Here is a 15,664-nt window from a genome sequence, read left to right as displayed (position 1 = left end):
TCATTTTCTACACGATTCGACATCTTGAACTGGAATCCCTCCCCATAGGCAGTTATCCCTTGACCGAGCCCACCATGGCGCCTTTGGCAAAGTGCTTTTGCAAGAACGGATACACCAGCAAAATCGGAACTGTCGCGACGATGACCGCGGCCATCTTCAGTGTCTCAGACGGAGGCGGGACGGAGGATACGTCCATGCGCAGGTCCGCATTATTCGCATTCAAGAGAATATTTTGCAGCATCACCTGCAGCGGCCATTTGCTTGCGTCGTTAATGTAGATAAGCGCATTAAAGAACTGATTCCAATACGCGACTGCATAGAACAAACCGAAAGCGGCAAGCGAAGGCAGTGACAGGGGCAAAATGATGCGGAAAAACGTCGATAAATCGTTGCATCCGTCCATGGAAGCGGACTCTTCCAGTTCGGCAGGAATGCTGTCAAAAAAACCTTTCATCAAAATCACATTCCAGCCGCTGGCGAGCGCCGGCAAAATAAGCGACCAGAGGCTGTCAATCAGGTGCAGCTGGCGAACAAGCATGTAGTTCGGGATCATGCCGGGATTGAACAGAATTGTAATCAGAACTGCGATTAAAGCGATGCGTCTGCCGCGGAGCCTTTTTCTGGATAAGGCATAAGCAAATGATGCGGTAAAGACCAGAGAAAGCACCGTGCCGACGAGCGTCACATAGACGCTGACACCGATGGATCTCGGGAATGCCCCTGTCGCCATCAAAAATTTATATGAATCCAGCGACCATGTCTTGGGGAAGAGCACGAAGCTTTTTTTCAAATATTCTGTCGGATCGGTGAAAGAAACAACAAACACATAATATAACGGGAAAAAGGTGATGATGCCGACCAGCCCCAGCACAGCGATATTCGTTAGGTTAAACAAACGATTACTTAGCCCTTTTCTCATATAATTCCCTCCTTGGGTCATTGCTATAGCCACTTTTTTATTGGCGGGCGATTAATATACGCCTTCCTCGCCCATTTTTTTCGATATCCAGTTCGCCAATACCACCAGCACCAGGCCTACAACCGATTTAAATAAACCGGCAGCGGTACTATAGCTGAATTCGCCTTGCTGAATACCCACCCGGTATACATAGGTATCAAACACTTCGGCCACGTGGGAAACGGCACCGTTGTACATCAGGAATACCTGCTCAAAGCCGACGTCCAGCATATGGCCCAAGCGTAAGATCAGGAGCGTAAAAATGACGGTGCGGATAGCCGGGAGCGTAATGTGCCACATTTGCCGTAACCGTCCGGCTCCATCGATCTTGGCCGCTTCATACACCCCGGGATCGATGCTGGCCATCGCAGCCAGGAACAAAATCGTTCCCCAACCGCATTCTTTCCAGATGGATTGAACCGTCAGCATGAGCCAGAATGAGTTGGGATTCGTCAAAAAGTCAATTTTCGCAAGGCCTAACCCGTCCAGCATCTTGTTGACCAAGCCTTCCCCTTTGGCGAACATCAGGAACGTCAACCCGGAGATGATCACCCACGATAAAAAATGCGGCATGTACACGATCGATTGAATGACCCGTTGATAGACTACGCTTCGCAGCTCATTTAAAAGCAGAGAAAGTACGATCGGCAGCGGGAAGAAGAGCACAAGATTCAGGAGATTGATTGCCATCGTATTGCGAAAGAGCAGCATAAAGTCCGGATTGGTGAAAAACCGCTGGAAATGCTCAAAGCCTACCCATTCGCTGCCGGTAATCCCGGCAAACGGCGAAAAGTTCTGAAATGAAATCACGACGCCCCACATCGGGACAAATTTGAAAATTAGAAAAAACAACACGCCCGGCAGCGCCAACAGGTACAAGTACTTATCGCGTCTTATATCCCGCAGCAAGCCTCTCTTACGTACGGATCGGGATTTGGCAGATTTGACGGAAGCGGCTGATTCTGGTTGCACGATTGCCATCCTTTCATTCCCCTTTCTAAGCTTGTTCTCGAATGTTACCAACTTAGATGAAATTCACCTTCTTGACAATCAGACAATATTGTAAGGAGGAAGGGCAAATTTGTCTCAGCCGACACCGGCATTGCGACTATTTTGCCGATTGAAACAATCTTGTTCCGAAGCTGCAAAGTCGCGTCACATCAGGGAAAATGCAGTTCAGGCTTCCGCGCGGCAGAGAGAAAGCCTGACGCCGCATGCAAAACGAAAAAGCCGCCCCACGCGTCGTGTAACGACGCGTGGGACAGCCCTTTCTTTCCTCCTTGCGGGTCGAGGAAACCCGATTACATCATCGCCGCGAGTCCGTGCCTGTCATAAAAGACCGGGCCGCGGGTCCAGACGCAGGCCAGATGCATAAGCAGTTCACCGGTCATCCGTTCACGGATCGCAGCGAAGTTCGCATCACCGTACAGGTTGTGCCATTCGTTCGGATCTGCTGCCAAATCGTACAGCTCGCCCTGGAACTCGCCGATTTGACCAATCGCTTCTCCAAGCATGCCTGGCATATACAGGATCAGCTTGTAGTCCATCTTGCGCCACATTAAGGCCGGTGCTGAATGATGCGGCTCCGCCCCTTTACCGTGAAACTCGCAGAACGTCCCTAGACGCTGTGTCTCGCCAAGCAGGTCGAGTCCGGGAAGCTGCGGATTACGCGGCAGCCCCGCTACCCTCGACAAAGTAGGCACGAGATCCACCAGCTCCGCTGGGCGATCGTCCGTCGAACCATGCACCGCTTGCGGCAAATAGCTGCCGGCCAGAATCATCGGTACGCGCACACTGCTCTCATACAGGCAGTATTTGCTGAAGCGGTGCTGCCTTTCGCCAAGCATCTCGCCATGGTCAGAAACGAAAACGATCAAGGCATTGTCCAGCCGCCTTTGCCGCTCCAGCTTCTCCAGCGCTTGCCCCAAGTAATGGTCAAGCCAAGAGCAATTCGCCCAATATCGAAGCGTCGTCCGCCTTCTCTCCTCCGGCGTCATCGCCTCCCAGACATGCCGCTTCTCCCAATAGCTGCTCTCACTGCTTGCATTGACCGCGTCCGTCGCGGCCAGATGCGTATGCGGCTCCAGCTCCCACGGCGGCTGCGCGATATCCGGAATCTCGTTAAGATCGTAGAGATCCTCGAATTCCTTCGGTACATTAAAGCCGGCATGCGGCTTTAAAAAAGACAGATACAGAAAGAGCGGACGCGCGTCATCCAGACCTTCGTCGATGAAGTTTAAGCATTGCTCGGCTACCCAGCCATCCCGGTGCCAATGCATCGGGATCTGGCTTGTGCGGCCGATGTACCCGTTCGAGTTCTCCTCGCCGCCTCCGTAATCTCTCGTTTCTTCATAATAGGCGGCAAGTGCTTCCGGGTCGGTGTCCCCCATCATAACGGCGCCTTCCTCATAGTGCCCGCTGTCGCGAGACAGCCCGACGGCCCGTACCTCAAAGCCGCGCGTGGACGGAACAGGATTTTTCACGCCGTGGTTCCAGTGGGTTTTTCCGAAACCGGCCGTCTGATACCCCGCCTTACGCATCAACTCGGGAAGCGGATCGCTCGGCAGCTTATCTTCCTCGTACAAACCGCCGTGATTGGTGCGCACCCCAAGCTGCGACGGATAATAGCCAAACATCATCGAGGTGCGGCTCGGCACACACATCGGCGCCTGGCATACCGCTTGGCTGTAAGTGATGCCTTGCGCTGTCAGCTTGTCAATGTTCGGGGTATGGATATGCGTGTTATATTTGCCGATACAATCCCAACGTTGCTGATCCGTCATAAAAAAAATGATGTTCGGTTGCTTGGACATCGATGTCCTACTCCCCTTCCCGGCTTAAAAAAGCTTGTACGCGCGCTGCCGTGTGCAGCAGCTTCAATTCATGCTTCGCGTAATTGAAATACTTGCCTTCCAGCATCCCGATTAACGTATTCGTCACGCGAACCTCGATACGATTGGCACCTTCCTTCAGCAGGGCGCTCTGTCCGCGGAAGCGATACGGCAGCCAGGTGCGGGCACCAAGGGAAGCCCCGTTCACCAGAACTTCGGCCACATCGTGAAACTCCTGATCCAGCCCATCGAACGTAATTTCGAAGGTTTCCTCCGTTGGCAAACGGTCGATGTGAATTTCGCGGCTGAAGGTCATCGTTCCGGCAAAATACGGATAACCCGCGTAGGGACTTGCCGCAAGCGGCTGTAGCTGAACGGCCGGAGGCAGCAAGACTGGCCGCTGCTCGGCGTCAAAGCCGGTCTGGAACGTCCCGGTCACATACAGCGCATCGATCAGACCATGCCAATCCTGTTCAATCGCCACCTCAACCGCGATTTCATTGACTCCCGGCTGCACATAAGCCGTAATGTCACACCCGATGTTCATATGGTCGTACACAAAGTGCCGCGTAAAATGCGATGGTTGCAGTCGATGCCCGTTAACCCGAATCGCCCCTTCACCGGACAGCGCACCTTGATCCATCACCAGATGCACCCGGTCGAGCGGCTGCTCAGCAGTAAAAGTAGCCGTATAGCGCGCTTGCAGCGGATACGCAAGCCCCATGCGCATGGGCGTCCCGAACAATTGGCGCATCTGTACCGGCAGCTTCGTCGAACTCGACAAATCTGCACATTGATCGATGAACGTCTTGACCTGTACAAGCGGAGCTGCCTCCTGCTCCCCTGTTTCAGAGCCGTTCACGCCTTCAATAGACAGATGGAACGATTCGAACCGCACCACATTGTCCGCATCCGTCTGCATCGTCCACAACGTCGACTCCGAAGCATCGATGTTCAGCGCCCACGGTTGGTTCTCCACAGCTGCAGCAGAACGGCCGCGCGTGATGCGAAACAATCTCGATTCGTAGGCGCTGAGATGAATCGGCAACGTCCAGCCACTGCCGGAGAACGCAGCCTTGACGGGTGCTTCATCGCCGCGATCCAGAGACAGCTCGCTAAACAGCGCATCCTTCACATCGTCATCCGCCCAAAGAGCGGTTGAGATCTGCATAGCCAATCCGCGTTCTTCTTCCTCCTGGTTGCTGACAAAGACCAGGAAGCTGTCCGCGTCGATACGACGGGTCTGCATCAGGATGCTGCGCCCGCCGCAAGCCGGACTCAGCTTCACCGCAATCGGCTGCAATTGTTCCAGCAGCGAAGACAAGCTGCCCAGCACCGCGGCTTCGTCAGCCGACGCCGCAAATGGCAAATGAAACGCATTCGCAGTGCCTTTGGACCACACCTGAGACAGCTCTGCATCTTCGTTCCAGAAGTGTCCCGCAATCGGCTGAGCTTGACCGAACGTGCTCGCTAAGGAAACCGTGTCCCATCCGCTCGCTTCGATGGCTTGATACGGAAGCTGCCCCATGCTGACAACCGTTCCGCCCTGCGCGAGAAAGACTTTCAGCTTCGCCAGCGCACCAAGCTCCAGATTCGTCATCGGCGGCACAACGACCACAGAATAACTGGCATGACCAAGCAGAATCCGGCCGTTCTCGACGACAGCTTCCGCCAGCAGACCTGAATCCAAGTGGTCAAAGTCCCTGCCGCTGTACGTTAATTCGTTGCAAATACGCGTCCACCACTTTTTGAGATCGGCGAGCTTGCGCTGCTCATCCCCATTGGTACCGCCGTAATCAAAATGATGAAACGGATTGCCCAGGTGCGTCCAAAGGGAGGTCGTCGGTTGAAGAACCGCCGTCTGAATCTCGGCATGTCCACAGCTCATTACATAGCTGATCCGTCCGACGTAATCGCCAAGCTGTCTGAAATGCTTCCAGTACGGATTCTGAAGGAACTGCGACGGCGGTGCGTCATGCTTCATCAACGCATCAAGAGTATAGAAAAAAGCATGAAAATTAAAAAAGTTCGTGCCCTGCGCAGCCATGCGATCGATCATCCATTTGGCGTCCTGCAGCGTCATCGACCAGCCCACACTGTGGAAACACTCGATCAAGTTTCGTTCGCGGCCGAACTGGCGGGCGATGGAGCTGACCATTTTGGCGCTCGTCCGGAAGCTTTCCGCATGGTTATTCAGTATCCAATCCAGCGAACGACCAAGCTTCTCATGGGCGGTATCGCCTCCGGGCACATGGCTGTACCGCTGCGTCGTATGTCGGACGGACGGCACTTCCGTCACATACTGAAGCCCGTATCGCTCGCACCAGTCATGCACCTGCTTGTGATACGCGCTTAGCAAGAGTTCATGAATCGCTTGATAGTAATCATACCGAATACGCGCAGCCTGATCCCCTTCATCGTACAACAAAGCGTGAAGGTGCTCCCTGAGATCATAACCATGCTGCTCCAGGAAATAAGCCGGCAGCTGCGGCGACCACGGCATGCTGCCCAGGAGCCCAATTTCGTCCGTAAACATCCCTTTGATCGTACCGCCAAAATATTCGCCTAGATGCTGCGCATACTTATCGTGCGTCAGCCGAAGAAAGGTCGCCATCGCTTTTTGATTGCACGGATCAACGAACGTCCCGTAATATTTGAAATCCTCAATTTCCTTCTCTTGCACGATCAGCACTTCCCAGTCGCCCGGCGGCGCCGTCCATACCATCTTCTGAATCGTGCGGTAGGTAAAGAACCGCTTCTGATTATAAGCCGTAAGCCCAGCTTTCTGAAAAATCGGCTCCGCTTGAAAATTCCCAATCGACGAGCGGACATCGACCGCATCGTTCCACAGCTTCTCGCCTGCCGGACCCACGGGAACGGCTTTGGCATACAAAATTCGCGCCCATGGCAGCTCAAGCGACACCTGTTCGCCGCCTTGCACACGCTGGGCTCGATGCTCCATCGTATAGTGCTTCGCTTCCGGATGCTCCAGCGTCACCTCACCGCCGGCAATCCCACTCGGATACGGATATTCATCATAAAGCCATACATGCAAGTTGCGGCGCTCGGCTGCTTTAACCGCGACGCGCACTTTTTGAAACCAGGCATCGGATAAATAAGGAACTTGCAGCCCCTGTCTCGCGCAAACAAAAAAACCACCTAAGCCTTTATCCGCCATCTCATCGATCTGATAACGAATCTGCTCATCGTCCATTTCCCCATTCCAGAACCAGAACGGATGAATCCGATACTCCGCTTCCGGTTGGACAAAAGACTGCATCGTAAACTTGGCCATGACAGCTCATCTCCTCATCATAGAAAAATTTGAAAAATTGCTTTCTTCTAATAAGCAACTATAAAGGAAGTGACTTTGGCTTAACAATCGCATTATTTTGACAGGGGGGGTGGATCGTTGCGACTATCTTGTTCGGTTTGCACATCCTTGCGAACCCGATAGCCAGATGCCTGAAATGTACACCTGAGCACAAAAACAGCTGCCCCAACCCGAAGGCCGGTAGCAGCTGCGCAAAAGCTAACTAATTATTGATATAACGCTCAAAAATGAATCCAAAATCCTTGATTTTCAGCTCCGTATGCTTCGTCTTGAGCCAGTTGTAGACGGACGTGTTAATCGCGTCGAACTCGCTGCTGACCGCAGCCGTTTCCGTCGAAATGCGGCCTGTCGCTTCCTTGGCCACTTGCACGCTTTGCTTAGCATAGTCGTACAAATGGTCGTTGTGCTCGACCGTCTCGGCGATTTTGATGAGCGCTTTGTACAGGTCTTTGATCTGTTCAATCTGTTTTTTGTCTACATCAATCGAAAAAGCGACGGAACCGATCGTAAATTTGATCTCAACGTCCAAATCAATCGTCCCCGCCGTCTCCAAATACACATCCGAAATGGCGTGGGAATGGTACGTGTACCGTTTCAGCATCCGTTTGCTGCTGATCGCGCTGTCACCGTCAAGATGAATGAGCGCAAGATTCGTAAAGCAGTACTCATCTTTCTTCGACTTAATAATGAAGAAAACTTTCTCGCCGTCCTCATGCATGACGTAATCGTCAGAATCGACCTTATCGAAATCGGCCGGGCTAATGACTTTTCCAATATCGCTGAGTCCGAGCGCATCTGCCGCTAGCTTTTTGAACATGGCAATCATCCTCTTTTCTGATAGATTTCACCATTTCAGTATAACTGATTTCCACCGCTGACAAAAGCACTAACGAAGCTGCCGAACCGTGGACCCCCGAACGATCAACTCGCCTTCCAGCACCTTCGTGTCCCCTGCCACGCCATCGATCATCGCCAAAAGAAGCCCCACCGCCTCTGTCGCCATCGGCTGACGGGGATAATGCAGCGTCGTGAGCGGAGGATCCGTTTGCGCCGACATCAAAATATTTTCACACCCCGCTATGGCAAGCCCCTCGGGAACCTGAACTCCAGCCCCGTGGCAAGCGGACAGGCAGCCGGCCGCCATCAGATCGTTCGCGCCTACGAGCGCCGTAAAGGGAGCCTTCCCTGCCGCGAGCCTCGCGCTCAGTACCCGTTCCGCCTCCTCAAAACGCCCGCCGCCATCCAGTCGATCCTCCGGATACCATATTAACCCCGCCGCAGCCAAGGCGCGCAGGAATCCCTCGAACCGCACTTCGTAATGGCTCGCGCTTGCGATACCTCCACCCATAAAACCGATGCGCGTATGCCCCTGCTCCTGCAAATGCCCGATGAGCTTGAGCAGCTCCGCCTCCCAGTCCAGATCCCGGTAAGCGATTCCGCTCCCCACTTGCCATGGCTGCATCACAGATACCGCCGGCACCCCGCGCGATTCAAAATCGGCCACCGTCGATGCTTGCAAGGATTGTCCCAGCAGCAGTAGGCCATCGACTCTGCCCATGAAAACACTCTTGAGCTGATCTTCCTCTTCCTTCCGATACGTATGAAAAAAAACGAAGTACCCCTGCGCTCTCAATTCATGCTCCAGATGCAGCAAAATACCGGCCTCAAACGGATTGCCGAGATAATTGACAAGCACGGCGATTTGCTTCGTTTTTTTCGTTTTCAAGCTGCGTGCGAGCAGATTCGGCTGATAGCCCAGCTCCTCTATCGCTTGCAGCACTTTTCTTCGCGTTTCTTCTTTGACGATTTTCCGGTCGTTCAACACATACGAGACCACGGCTGAAGATACGCCCGCTCGGTCCGCGACCTCTTTTCTGCTTACCATCTCGTTCACCCATTCAGGTTATTCTAAGGTTTAGGCATAGATGCTCTTGCCAGCATCCTGCAACCATAACTCCTTTAACGGTACCATAGATTTATAAGAAACAAAATAGCCTCGGTAATTTCACGAACATTATCCGATTGACATCACTTATCGTTCGTATTATGATAGTCAAGGCAGAATGATACAGCCACATACGTTAGAATCGTTCGTATATCCCCGAGAATTGGCTTGGGGGTCTCTAGAGGAAGCCTTAACTTCCTAGCTACGACGGGTGCTTGCTTTCGCATACCCGGGTGGCTAGGTTTTTTTGCGTCCAAATTTGAGGTGCTGAAGGAGATTGCTGCTATGAAGGCTTATGATTTTATCGTTGTCGGTGCAGGACCTGCCGGTATTTTCGCCTGCTATGAGATGACGCTGCTGCATCCGAACGCTCGTATTGCACTTGTCGATAAAGGCCACGACATCTACAGACGCAGTTGTCCGATCCTGGAAAACAAAATCAAGCTCTGTCCCCCGCCTGCCGGAAAAAAAGATTACGCCGGCTGCCTGCCTGCTTGCTCCATTACATCCGGTTTTGGCGGCGCCGGCGCATACAGCGATGGCAAGTTCAACATCACGACGGAATTCGGCGGCTGGATGACGGACTATCTTGCGCCAAGCAAGGTCATGGAGCTGATTCAATATGTAGACAGCATCAACCTGCAGCACGGAGCGACCGAATCCATTACGGATCCGACGACTGAGGCCGTCAAGCAAATCGAACAGCGCTCTTATGCGGCAGGCTTGAAGCTGCTTCGCGCCCAGGTGCGCCATCTCGGCACCGAGCAAAACCTGATGATTTTAAAATCGATCTACGAGTACTTGACGACCCGCATCGACATGATGTTCAAGACCGAAGTCGAAGATATTCTGACGGTCAAAGATAACGATAAACACGTCATCCAAGGCATCCTCCTGAAAGATGGCACCGAGCTTCGCAGCGCTAACGTCATGCTCGCCCCAGGCCGCGACGGCTCGGCTTGGCTGACGCAGGTGCTTAAGAAGCGCCGCCTTCGGATGTCCAACAACCAGGTTGATGTAGGCGTGCGCGTCGAAACGTCCGACGTCGTCATGCGCGAAATCAACGAACATCTATACGAAGGTAAATTCGTCTACAACACGTCCGTCGGGACGCGCGTACGTACGTTTTGCAGTAATCCGTCCGGCCACGTTGTCGTGGAAAATCACAGCGGCATCATGGCGGCGAACGGCCACTCTTATAAGGATCCGGCGCTCGGCTCCGCCAATACGAACTTTGCCCTGCTCGTCTCGCACAAATTCACCGAACCGTTCGATAAGCCGAACGAATATGCGCGGGAAATCTGCAAACGCGCCAACGATCTATCGAGCGGCGGCGTCATCGTGCAAAAATTCGGCGACATCATGCGCGGCCGCCGCTCAACCGCCGACCGGATTCGCGAAGGCTTCCTTGAGCCGACGCTGGCCGAAGCCGTTCCTGGCGATCTGGGACTCGTGCTTCCTTACAACACGATGAAGAGCTTGATTGAAATGATTCACGCCCTTGAAAAAGTGACGCCAGGGATCGCCTCCGAACATACGCTCTTCTATGGCGTGGAAGCGAAGTTCTACTCCGCTCGTCCGAAACTGAGCGAAACTTTTGAAACTGAGATCAAAGGTCTCTACTGCGGCGGCGACGGCGCAGGCATCACACGCGGTCTTGCCCAAGCCGGCGCCGCAGGCGTCTGGGTTGCGCGCAACGTGCAGCTGTAACGATTTCCGGGGAAATAGGACACGTTTCGTCATCTGTTTTCTCGATCTTCTCAATAGACCAATGTTCAATTCAAATCGAGCTGAACATTGGCTTTTTTGCGTCCAAAAAGGCTTTTCAATCCCTTTTAAATGTGGTAACATAAAACCGTCACAACAAATGAAAGCGTTATCATTTTGAGAAGGGGGATTTTACAATGAATGTAGCGCTCGATGTTATGAACACGTATGAGGACTTCAACTTGGAGAAAGATATTATGTATTTCCGGGTTGGCGAGCAGGGTTTGGTCTCGTTCCACGGTAAAAACTATCATGTGAAGAAACGCCTCAGCTCCGATCAGATACAAGCGATGACAAGCGATGCGACCTTCTTTAAAGTGAACACAGACTGTTATGTCAACACACGCAAAATTCAACATATTCAGGACGGCAAAGTATATTTTGACACGAAAGGAAGCGAAGCCAAATATACACCGATCACTAAGCTTCGCCAGCATCGGTTGAAAGAAATCGTCCAGCTGCAGAGAACGGTGTAGCCCCTTGCGAGCGAGCCGCCGAAACCTCGGGCACAAAAACAAAGGAGCGACGAATCAGGGATTCGAGGCTCCTTTTGCTTTTTTATGAAATTTTAGAAAGCGATTCATTCTGATGCTCTCGGATTAAAAACCGGATGTACTCGACCGTCGTTTCTTTCACCTTTCTCGCTTCTTCCAAAGTCGCGAAGGCGTATTCAGCATGATCGGTGCTTCCATACTTCTTCAGTTCTTCATAGTTCATCCCAAGCGCGGAATAGTTGTTCACAAGCTCATAAGGGGTTTTCGCATCCACTTGTTTGACGAATATGTCTTTGGTGAAAAACGAGCCCTGCTTCTCTACTTTAAAAATGACCCGGAACGGCCGATCCTTATCGGAGACAAAGCATTTAATGACAACGTCAATTTCCATCGTTTTGTAATCCAACGTGTTAGCAGGTTCCTGCTTCGGCTTCTTATGCATCCACTGTTTCAACTTCTTCAGCAACAACAAGCTTCTCTCCCCCATCACGCGAACTTATCCATATTTTAATAGATTCGTTCTGGCTTGGCAACCCGAATGTAAATTCTTTGTGAAAACTTTAGAATACTGTTCCGTTATACAGCTTCCTGCATAGAGGGAGAAGACGTTCCTTTTGCTCCTCGATATTTTAAAATGATGATCAGGCACAGCAGTCCTGTTAGCCCGCCGCATACAATAAACGCTCCGTTCGCCCCGAACCGGTCCGCAATCCAGCCAGAAAGCAGACTGCCGATCGGCGTCGAGCCCGCAAAAACAAGCGAATACACACTCATCACCCGTGCGCGGTATTCCTCTTTGGCGCTCATTTGCAGCAGCGAGTTACTGTTCGTCGAGAACATGATGTTAAAAAATCCAGTCAACGCCAGCAGCAGGCCGCACGTCCAGACCGAGCCTGTCAAGCCGTTGCCGATCAGGCAGAGCGCCACAAGGATACTCGCCGCCATGCTGACTTTCACTCGTGGGCCCATTTTGCTGCGGAACGACATCATCAGCGCCCCGGTCAAAGAGCCGACACCCAGGCACGACATGAGCGTACCGTACGTCGTCTCGCTCATGTGCAGCACATTTTTCGTAAATACAGGAATGAGAATGTTAAAATTAAACGCCAGCGTCCCGATCACCGAAACCAGCATCACGGTCGGCGCAAGTACCGGGTCTTTGGCGATGTAGACGATGCCGTCCTTGATTTCCTTCAAGACGCCTTCCTTCGCCCTCATCTTGCGCACATACGGAGCCGCCTCAATATGAATAATGCCGTACAGCACCGCGATAAAGCTGACCCCGTTCAGCAAAAAGCACCAGCCAGCCCCAAGCCAAGCCATCATCACCGCGCCGATGGATGGTCCGACAATGCGCGCCAAATTAAACGTCATCGAATTCAAGGCGATCGCGTTCATCAAGTCCTCTTTGCCGACGATTTCAATATTAAACGATTGCCTTGTCGGCATATCCAGCGTGTTGTTCAGCCCGAGCAGCAGAGCGAGCACCAGAATATATTCATATCTCACCGAGTCCGTCAGCACCAGCGCAGCGAGCGTAAACGCCAGAATCATCGAGACCGACTGGGTCACGATCAGAATGTTTTTCTTCGGAAATTTATCGACAATAATGCCGGCAAATAAGGAAAACAGCAGAATCGGCAGGAACTGGCATGCCGCAACCAATCCGAGCTTCAGCGGCGAGCCTGTGAGCGTCAGCACCAGCCAGGATTGCCCGATATTTTGCATCCAGGTGCCGATGAGCGATACGCATTGACCGAACCACATGTAGCGGTAATTTTTATGCGTAAGCGCGTGAAAATGCCGATCGATAAAAACTGAGCCCGCAAGCTTCATATTCATACATCTAGTCGCTCCCCTGTGTAATGTTCAGCTGCATTGTGTCCCATTTTCTCCAGAATGTTCAGCGCCATTTCGCGCTCTTCATCCGTGAGCCCCTTCGTAAGCAGCACCCGCCAACTGGAAAGCACACCGCGAACATCCTCCTTGATCGCAAGCGCCTTCTCCGTCAAAAACACCTCGTTACACCGCTTATCCTTCTCGCTCACCTGGCGGGTGACATAGCCTTGCTCCTCAAGTTTCTTAAGCGCTTTGGCCGTCGTCCCCTTATCAATCTTCAAATAGTCCGCGATCTCCTCCTGCGTCAGCCCGTCTTCCCGATAGAGCGCGTTCAGGAAAATATGCTGCCCTTTACCGATGCCATATACCTTGAGTCGATCCCCTATGTACGACTGCCCAATCCGATAAATCAACGACATCCACCGCGGAATCGAAGTCTTCGTTTCAATCATCACCGTCTCCTCCTTCCTCTTAAAATAAAACCGATCTGCATAAAAGCAACCTTCCTGCCGATTCGTTGCAATTGCCACTAATTTAGTGTATGAAAAAATCGTTGCGTTTGCAACGATTTTTTTGATGAATTCGCAGCGGGCTTGGCGCTGGGAAGGTCGGCAACATCGCGCTGCGCCGTATCGTTTATAGCGGCGTCCTAAGCGATTCTCCCTGTTGGCCTGCTGGGGTGAATAGCCAATGATTTCATGGCTTAAATGGACTCCATCGCACCCATTCTTTTAAATAGGCCATGTTACCACTGCCTAAGTCGGGAAAACATTGCGATGACAGCGAGGATCTACTGAAATTGCCAATGGATTTTTTGGCTATTCTGAGTGAACCCGCTGCCAAGCTGGAATTAGCCAATGGTTCTATTGGCTAATCCTCCCCTTCGGCTAGGCCAGAGAGGTTACACCAGGCTCTCCCCCTGTCTCAGTTCGAAACCGAAAGCCTGGCCGATCCTGTTTACCTATGGCAGCAAGCTAGTTGTCTAGCTACTTACTCTCCCTTCCACCCTATCCCATTCCGCCGCCCCTTCGCTCACCCTGCAAACTTCCCGCCTCTCTCCAACACGCCAAATACAAATAAGCGCGGAGAACCGCGCTTATTTCGTCTCTTTTCCACTATCGCCTGCAAATAGAAGTGGCAAACCTCTCTTATTTAACCCTCATTGCCCCTCCAAAGGTGGATAGCGGCTTGATAACAGCGGTTTACCACGCTTATTTGGAAATCAGCTGGCGGAATCGCCTCAATAAGGGCGGTTCACCGCTCTTATTGGGTTCACGCCGCCCAAGCGCTCCAGGCCCGCCGAGAGCTCTGACGTGTAACTCGCGTCAAGGATGCGGGAGCAGCTAACCTGGGCGCAGGCCAACCGCAAGGCACACTAGCACCGCGTGCCTACACGAACTTCACGCACACCGGCCGCGAGATCGCCGCCGTGAAGCCCGTCTCCTCCAGGAGCCCTGTCTCTGCGCTGCGGCGCAGGACGACGAGAGAGGAGGAGTCCTGGTTCGCCGCCAGCAGGAAGCCGCCGTCCGGCGACAGGGCGAAGTTCCGCGGCGTCCGCCCCTGCGTGGACGCCCAGCCCGCCACCGTCAGCGTCCCGTGCTGACGGTCCACCGCGTAAACCGCGATGCTGTCATCGCCGCGGTTCGACGCGTACAAGAAGCGGCCATCCTCCGACAGATGGATGTCCGCGCAAGTGCTCTCGCCGCTGAAGCCTGCCGGCAGCGTCGGCAAGCTCTGCACCACGGCCATGCAGCCCGTGGCGGCGTCATAAGACAGCACCGTCACCGTGCTGTCCAGCTCATTCACCGCGTACGCGTACCGCAGGTCCGCGCTGAACACCAGATGCCGCGGGCCGGCGCCCGCTGCAAGCGCCGCCTCGCTGTGCGGCGCCAGGTCGCCGCTCTCCGCGGCAATCGCATACACCAGCAGCCGATCCAGGCCGAGATCGGCTGCAATCGCAAACCGATTGTCCGGCGTCGGGACAATCGAATGCGCGTGCGGCGCTTCCTGCCGGTCCGCACGCGGGCCGACCGCTCCAGCATGCTGCAGCAGCTGGACAGGTGCCCCCAAGCTTCCGTCCACTTGGATCGGAAGCACCGTGACATTGCCGCCCATATAGTTCGCGACGTATAGTCGGCGTCCTTCACGATCCAAGCTGACGTAGCACGGCGACGAACCGTTCGTCGGCTGTTGGTTCAGCTTCGTCAGCTTGCCCGTTTCAGGCGCAATGGCGTACGCTGCGACGGAGCCGCCATACCGGCCTTCATACGTATCCGTTTCACTGACGGCATACAAAACCGTCCGCGCTTCATTCAGCGCCAGGAACGACGCATTGGGCAAATCCCGGTACGTGTCCACAATCGCGATCTCGCCCGTTTCCGTATTCAGTCGGCAATAAGAAATACCCGTCGGCTCCGAATCACTCGTATAGGCGCCAACATAAAAATAAGCCTCATTCAACAACCCCATGCTCCTAACCTCCGCATCATGAGAAAT

The 15,664-nt window shown here is 53.2% G+C and carries 12 protein-coding genes and 1 riboswitch; of the genes, 2 read left to right on the top strand and 10 right to left on the bottom strand.

Going from position 1 to position 15,664, the window contains the following annotated elements:
* Nucleotides 1–52: 52 nt before the first annotated feature.
* The 6 genes from ABE504_RS10845 to ABE504_RS10820 all read right to left on the bottom strand — a co-directional run bounded on the left by ABE504_RS10845 (nucleotide 53) and on the right by ABE504_RS10820 (nucleotide 9,008).
* Nucleotides 53–919, bottom strand: a complete 867-nt coding sequence (locus tag ABE504_RS10845) for a carbohydrate ABC transporter permease (RefSeq protein WP_430088010.1) — start codon at nucleotides 917–919, stop codon at nucleotides 53–55.
* Between the two features lie 51 nt (nucleotides 920–970).
* Nucleotides 971–1,939: an ABC transporter permease gene (locus ABE504_RS10840; RefSeq protein WP_430088008.1), complete on the bottom strand. Its 969-nt coding sequence runs from the start codon at nucleotides 1,937–1,939 to the stop codon at nucleotides 971–973.
* A gap of 320 nt (nucleotides 1,940–2,259) precedes the next feature.
* On the bottom strand, nucleotides 2,260–3,771 hold the full coding sequence (locus ABE504_RS10835; RefSeq protein ID WP_430088007.1) for a sulfatase family protein: 1,512 nt from the start codon (nucleotides 3,769–3,771) through the stop codon (nucleotides 2,260–2,262).
* Nucleotides 3,772–3,778: 7 nt separating this feature from the next.
* Nucleotides 3,779–7,084 (bottom strand): glycosyl hydrolase, encoded by a 3,306-nt coding sequence (locus ABE504_RS10830; protein ID WP_430088005.1) that lies wholly within the window; start codon nucleotides 7,082–7,084, stop codon nucleotides 3,779–3,781.
* Between the two features lie 241 nt (nucleotides 7,085–7,325).
* On the bottom strand, nucleotides 7,326–7,940 hold the full coding sequence (locus ABE504_RS10825) for a PH domain-containing protein (protein ID WP_430088003.1): 615 nt from the start codon (nucleotides 7,938–7,940) through the stop codon (nucleotides 7,326–7,328).
* A 69-nt stretch (nucleotides 7,941–8,009) separates the two neighbouring features.
* A complete protein-coding gene (locus ABE504_RS10820; RefSeq protein ID WP_430088002.1) occupies nucleotides 8,010–9,008 on the bottom strand; it encodes a LacI family DNA-binding transcriptional regulator in 999 nt (332 codons plus the stop codon).
* Nucleotides 9,009–9,194: 186 nt separating this feature from the next.
* Nucleotides 9,195–9,293: riboswitch (purine riboswitch) on the top strand.
* Nucleotides 9,294–9,353: 60 nt separating this feature from the next.
* On the opposite strand from ABE504_RS10820, the gene ABE504_RS10815 reads away from it, so the two are divergent.
* Nucleotides 9,354–10,778 carry an NAD(P)/FAD-dependent oxidoreductase gene (locus tag ABE504_RS10815; RefSeq protein ID WP_430088000.1) on the top strand — a complete coding sequence of 475 codons (1,425 nt, stop codon included), beginning with the start codon at nucleotides 9,354–9,356 and terminating at the stop codon, nucleotides 10,776–10,778.
* A 194-nt stretch (nucleotides 10,779–10,972) separates the two neighbouring features.
* On the top strand, nucleotides 10,973–11,311 hold the full coding sequence (locus ABE504_RS10810; RefSeq protein WP_430087998.1) for a LytTR family transcriptional regulator DNA-binding domain-containing protein: 339 nt from the start codon (nucleotides 10,973–10,975) through the stop codon (nucleotides 11,309–11,311).
* Nucleotides 11,312–11,393: 82 nt separating this feature from the next.
* Here ABE504_RS10810 and ABE504_RS10805 read toward each other — a convergent pair whose 3' ends face one another.
* The 4 genes from ABE504_RS10805 to ABE504_RS10790 all read right to left on the bottom strand — a co-directional run bounded on the left by ABE504_RS10805 (nucleotide 11,394) and on the right by ABE504_RS10790 (nucleotide 15,637).
* Nucleotides 11,394–11,798, bottom strand: a complete 405-nt coding sequence (locus ABE504_RS10805; RefSeq protein ID WP_430087996.1) for a hypothetical protein — start codon at nucleotides 11,796–11,798, stop codon at nucleotides 11,394–11,396.
* Between the two features lie 107 nt (nucleotides 11,799–11,905).
* The gene (locus ABE504_RS10800) at nucleotides 11,906–13,171 is read right to left on the bottom strand and encodes an MFS transporter (protein ID WP_430087994.1); all 1,266 of its coding nucleotides are present in this window, start codon (nucleotides 13,169–13,171) and stop codon (nucleotides 11,906–11,908) included.
* A complete protein-coding gene (locus ABE504_RS10795; protein ID WP_430087992.1) occupies nucleotides 13,168–13,620 on the bottom strand; it encodes a MarR family winged helix-turn-helix transcriptional regulator in 453 nt (150 codons plus the stop codon). Before ABE504_RS10795 ends, ABE504_RS10800 begins: the two co-directional genes overlap by 4 nt.
* 937 nt (nucleotides 13,621–14,557) lie before the next feature.
* A complete protein-coding gene (locus ABE504_RS10790; RefSeq protein ID WP_430087990.1) occupies nucleotides 14,558–15,637 on the bottom strand; it encodes a lactonase family protein in 1,080 nt (359 codons plus the stop codon).
* Nucleotides 15,638–15,664: the final 27 nt, after the last annotated feature.

The sequence above is a fragment of the Paenibacillus oryzisoli genome, assembly GCF_050467285.1.
In the GTDB taxonomy this organism is placed as follows: domain Bacteria; phylum Bacillota; class Bacilli; order Paenibacillales; family NBRC-103111; genus Paenibacillus_E; species Paenibacillus_E oryzisoli_A.
Note: the sequence above shows the minus strand (reverse complement) of the source record. Positions and strands in the feature narration are given on the sequence as shown.

What these genes read in the sequence shown, in the direction of transcription:
- ABE504_RS10795 (WP_430087992.1), bottom strand. Translation starts at nt 13,620, where the DNA reads ATGATTGAAACGAAGACTTCGATTCCGCGGTGGATGTCGTTGATTTAT.
- ABE504_RS10845 (WP_430088010.1), bottom strand. Translation starts at nt 919, where the DNA reads ATGAGAAAAGGGCTAAGTAATCGTTTGTTTAACCTAACGAATATCGCT.
- ABE504_RS10810 (WP_430087998.1), top strand. Translation starts at nt 10,973, where the DNA reads ATGAATGTAGCGCTCGATGTTATGAACACGTATGAGGACTTCAACTTG.
- ABE504_RS10815 (WP_430088000.1), top strand. Translation starts at nt 9,354, where the DNA reads ATGAAGGCTTATGATTTTATCGTTGTCGGTGCAGGACCTGCCGGTATT.
- ABE504_RS10840 (WP_430088008.1), bottom strand. Translation starts at nt 1,939, where the DNA reads ATGGCAATCGTGCAACCAGAATCAGCCGCTTCCGTCAAATCTGCCAAA.
- ABE504_RS10825 (WP_430088003.1), bottom strand. Translation starts at nt 7,940, where the DNA reads ATGTTCAAAAAGCTAGCGGCAGATGCGCTCGGACTCAGCGATATTGGA.
- ABE504_RS10800 (WP_430087994.1), bottom strand. Translation starts at nt 13,171, where the DNA reads ATGAATATGAAGCTTGCGGGCTCAGTTTTTATCGATCGGCATTTTCAC.
- ABE504_RS10830 (WP_430088005.1), bottom strand. Translation starts at nt 7,084, where the DNA reads ATGGCCAAGTTTACGATGCAGTCTTTTGTCCAACCGGAAGCGGAGTAT.
- ABE504_RS10835 (WP_430088007.1), bottom strand. Translation starts at nt 3,771, where the DNA reads ATGTCCAAGCAACCGAACATCATTTTTTTTATGACGGATCAGCAACGT.
- ABE504_RS10790 (WP_430087990.1), bottom strand. Translation starts at nt 15,637, where the DNA reads ATGGGGTTGTTGAATGAGGCTTATTTTTATGTTGGCGCCTATACGAGT.
- ABE504_RS10820 (WP_430088002.1), bottom strand. Translation starts at nt 9,008, where the DNA reads ATGGTAAGCAGAAAAGAGGTCGCGGACCGAGCGGGCGTATCTTCAGCC.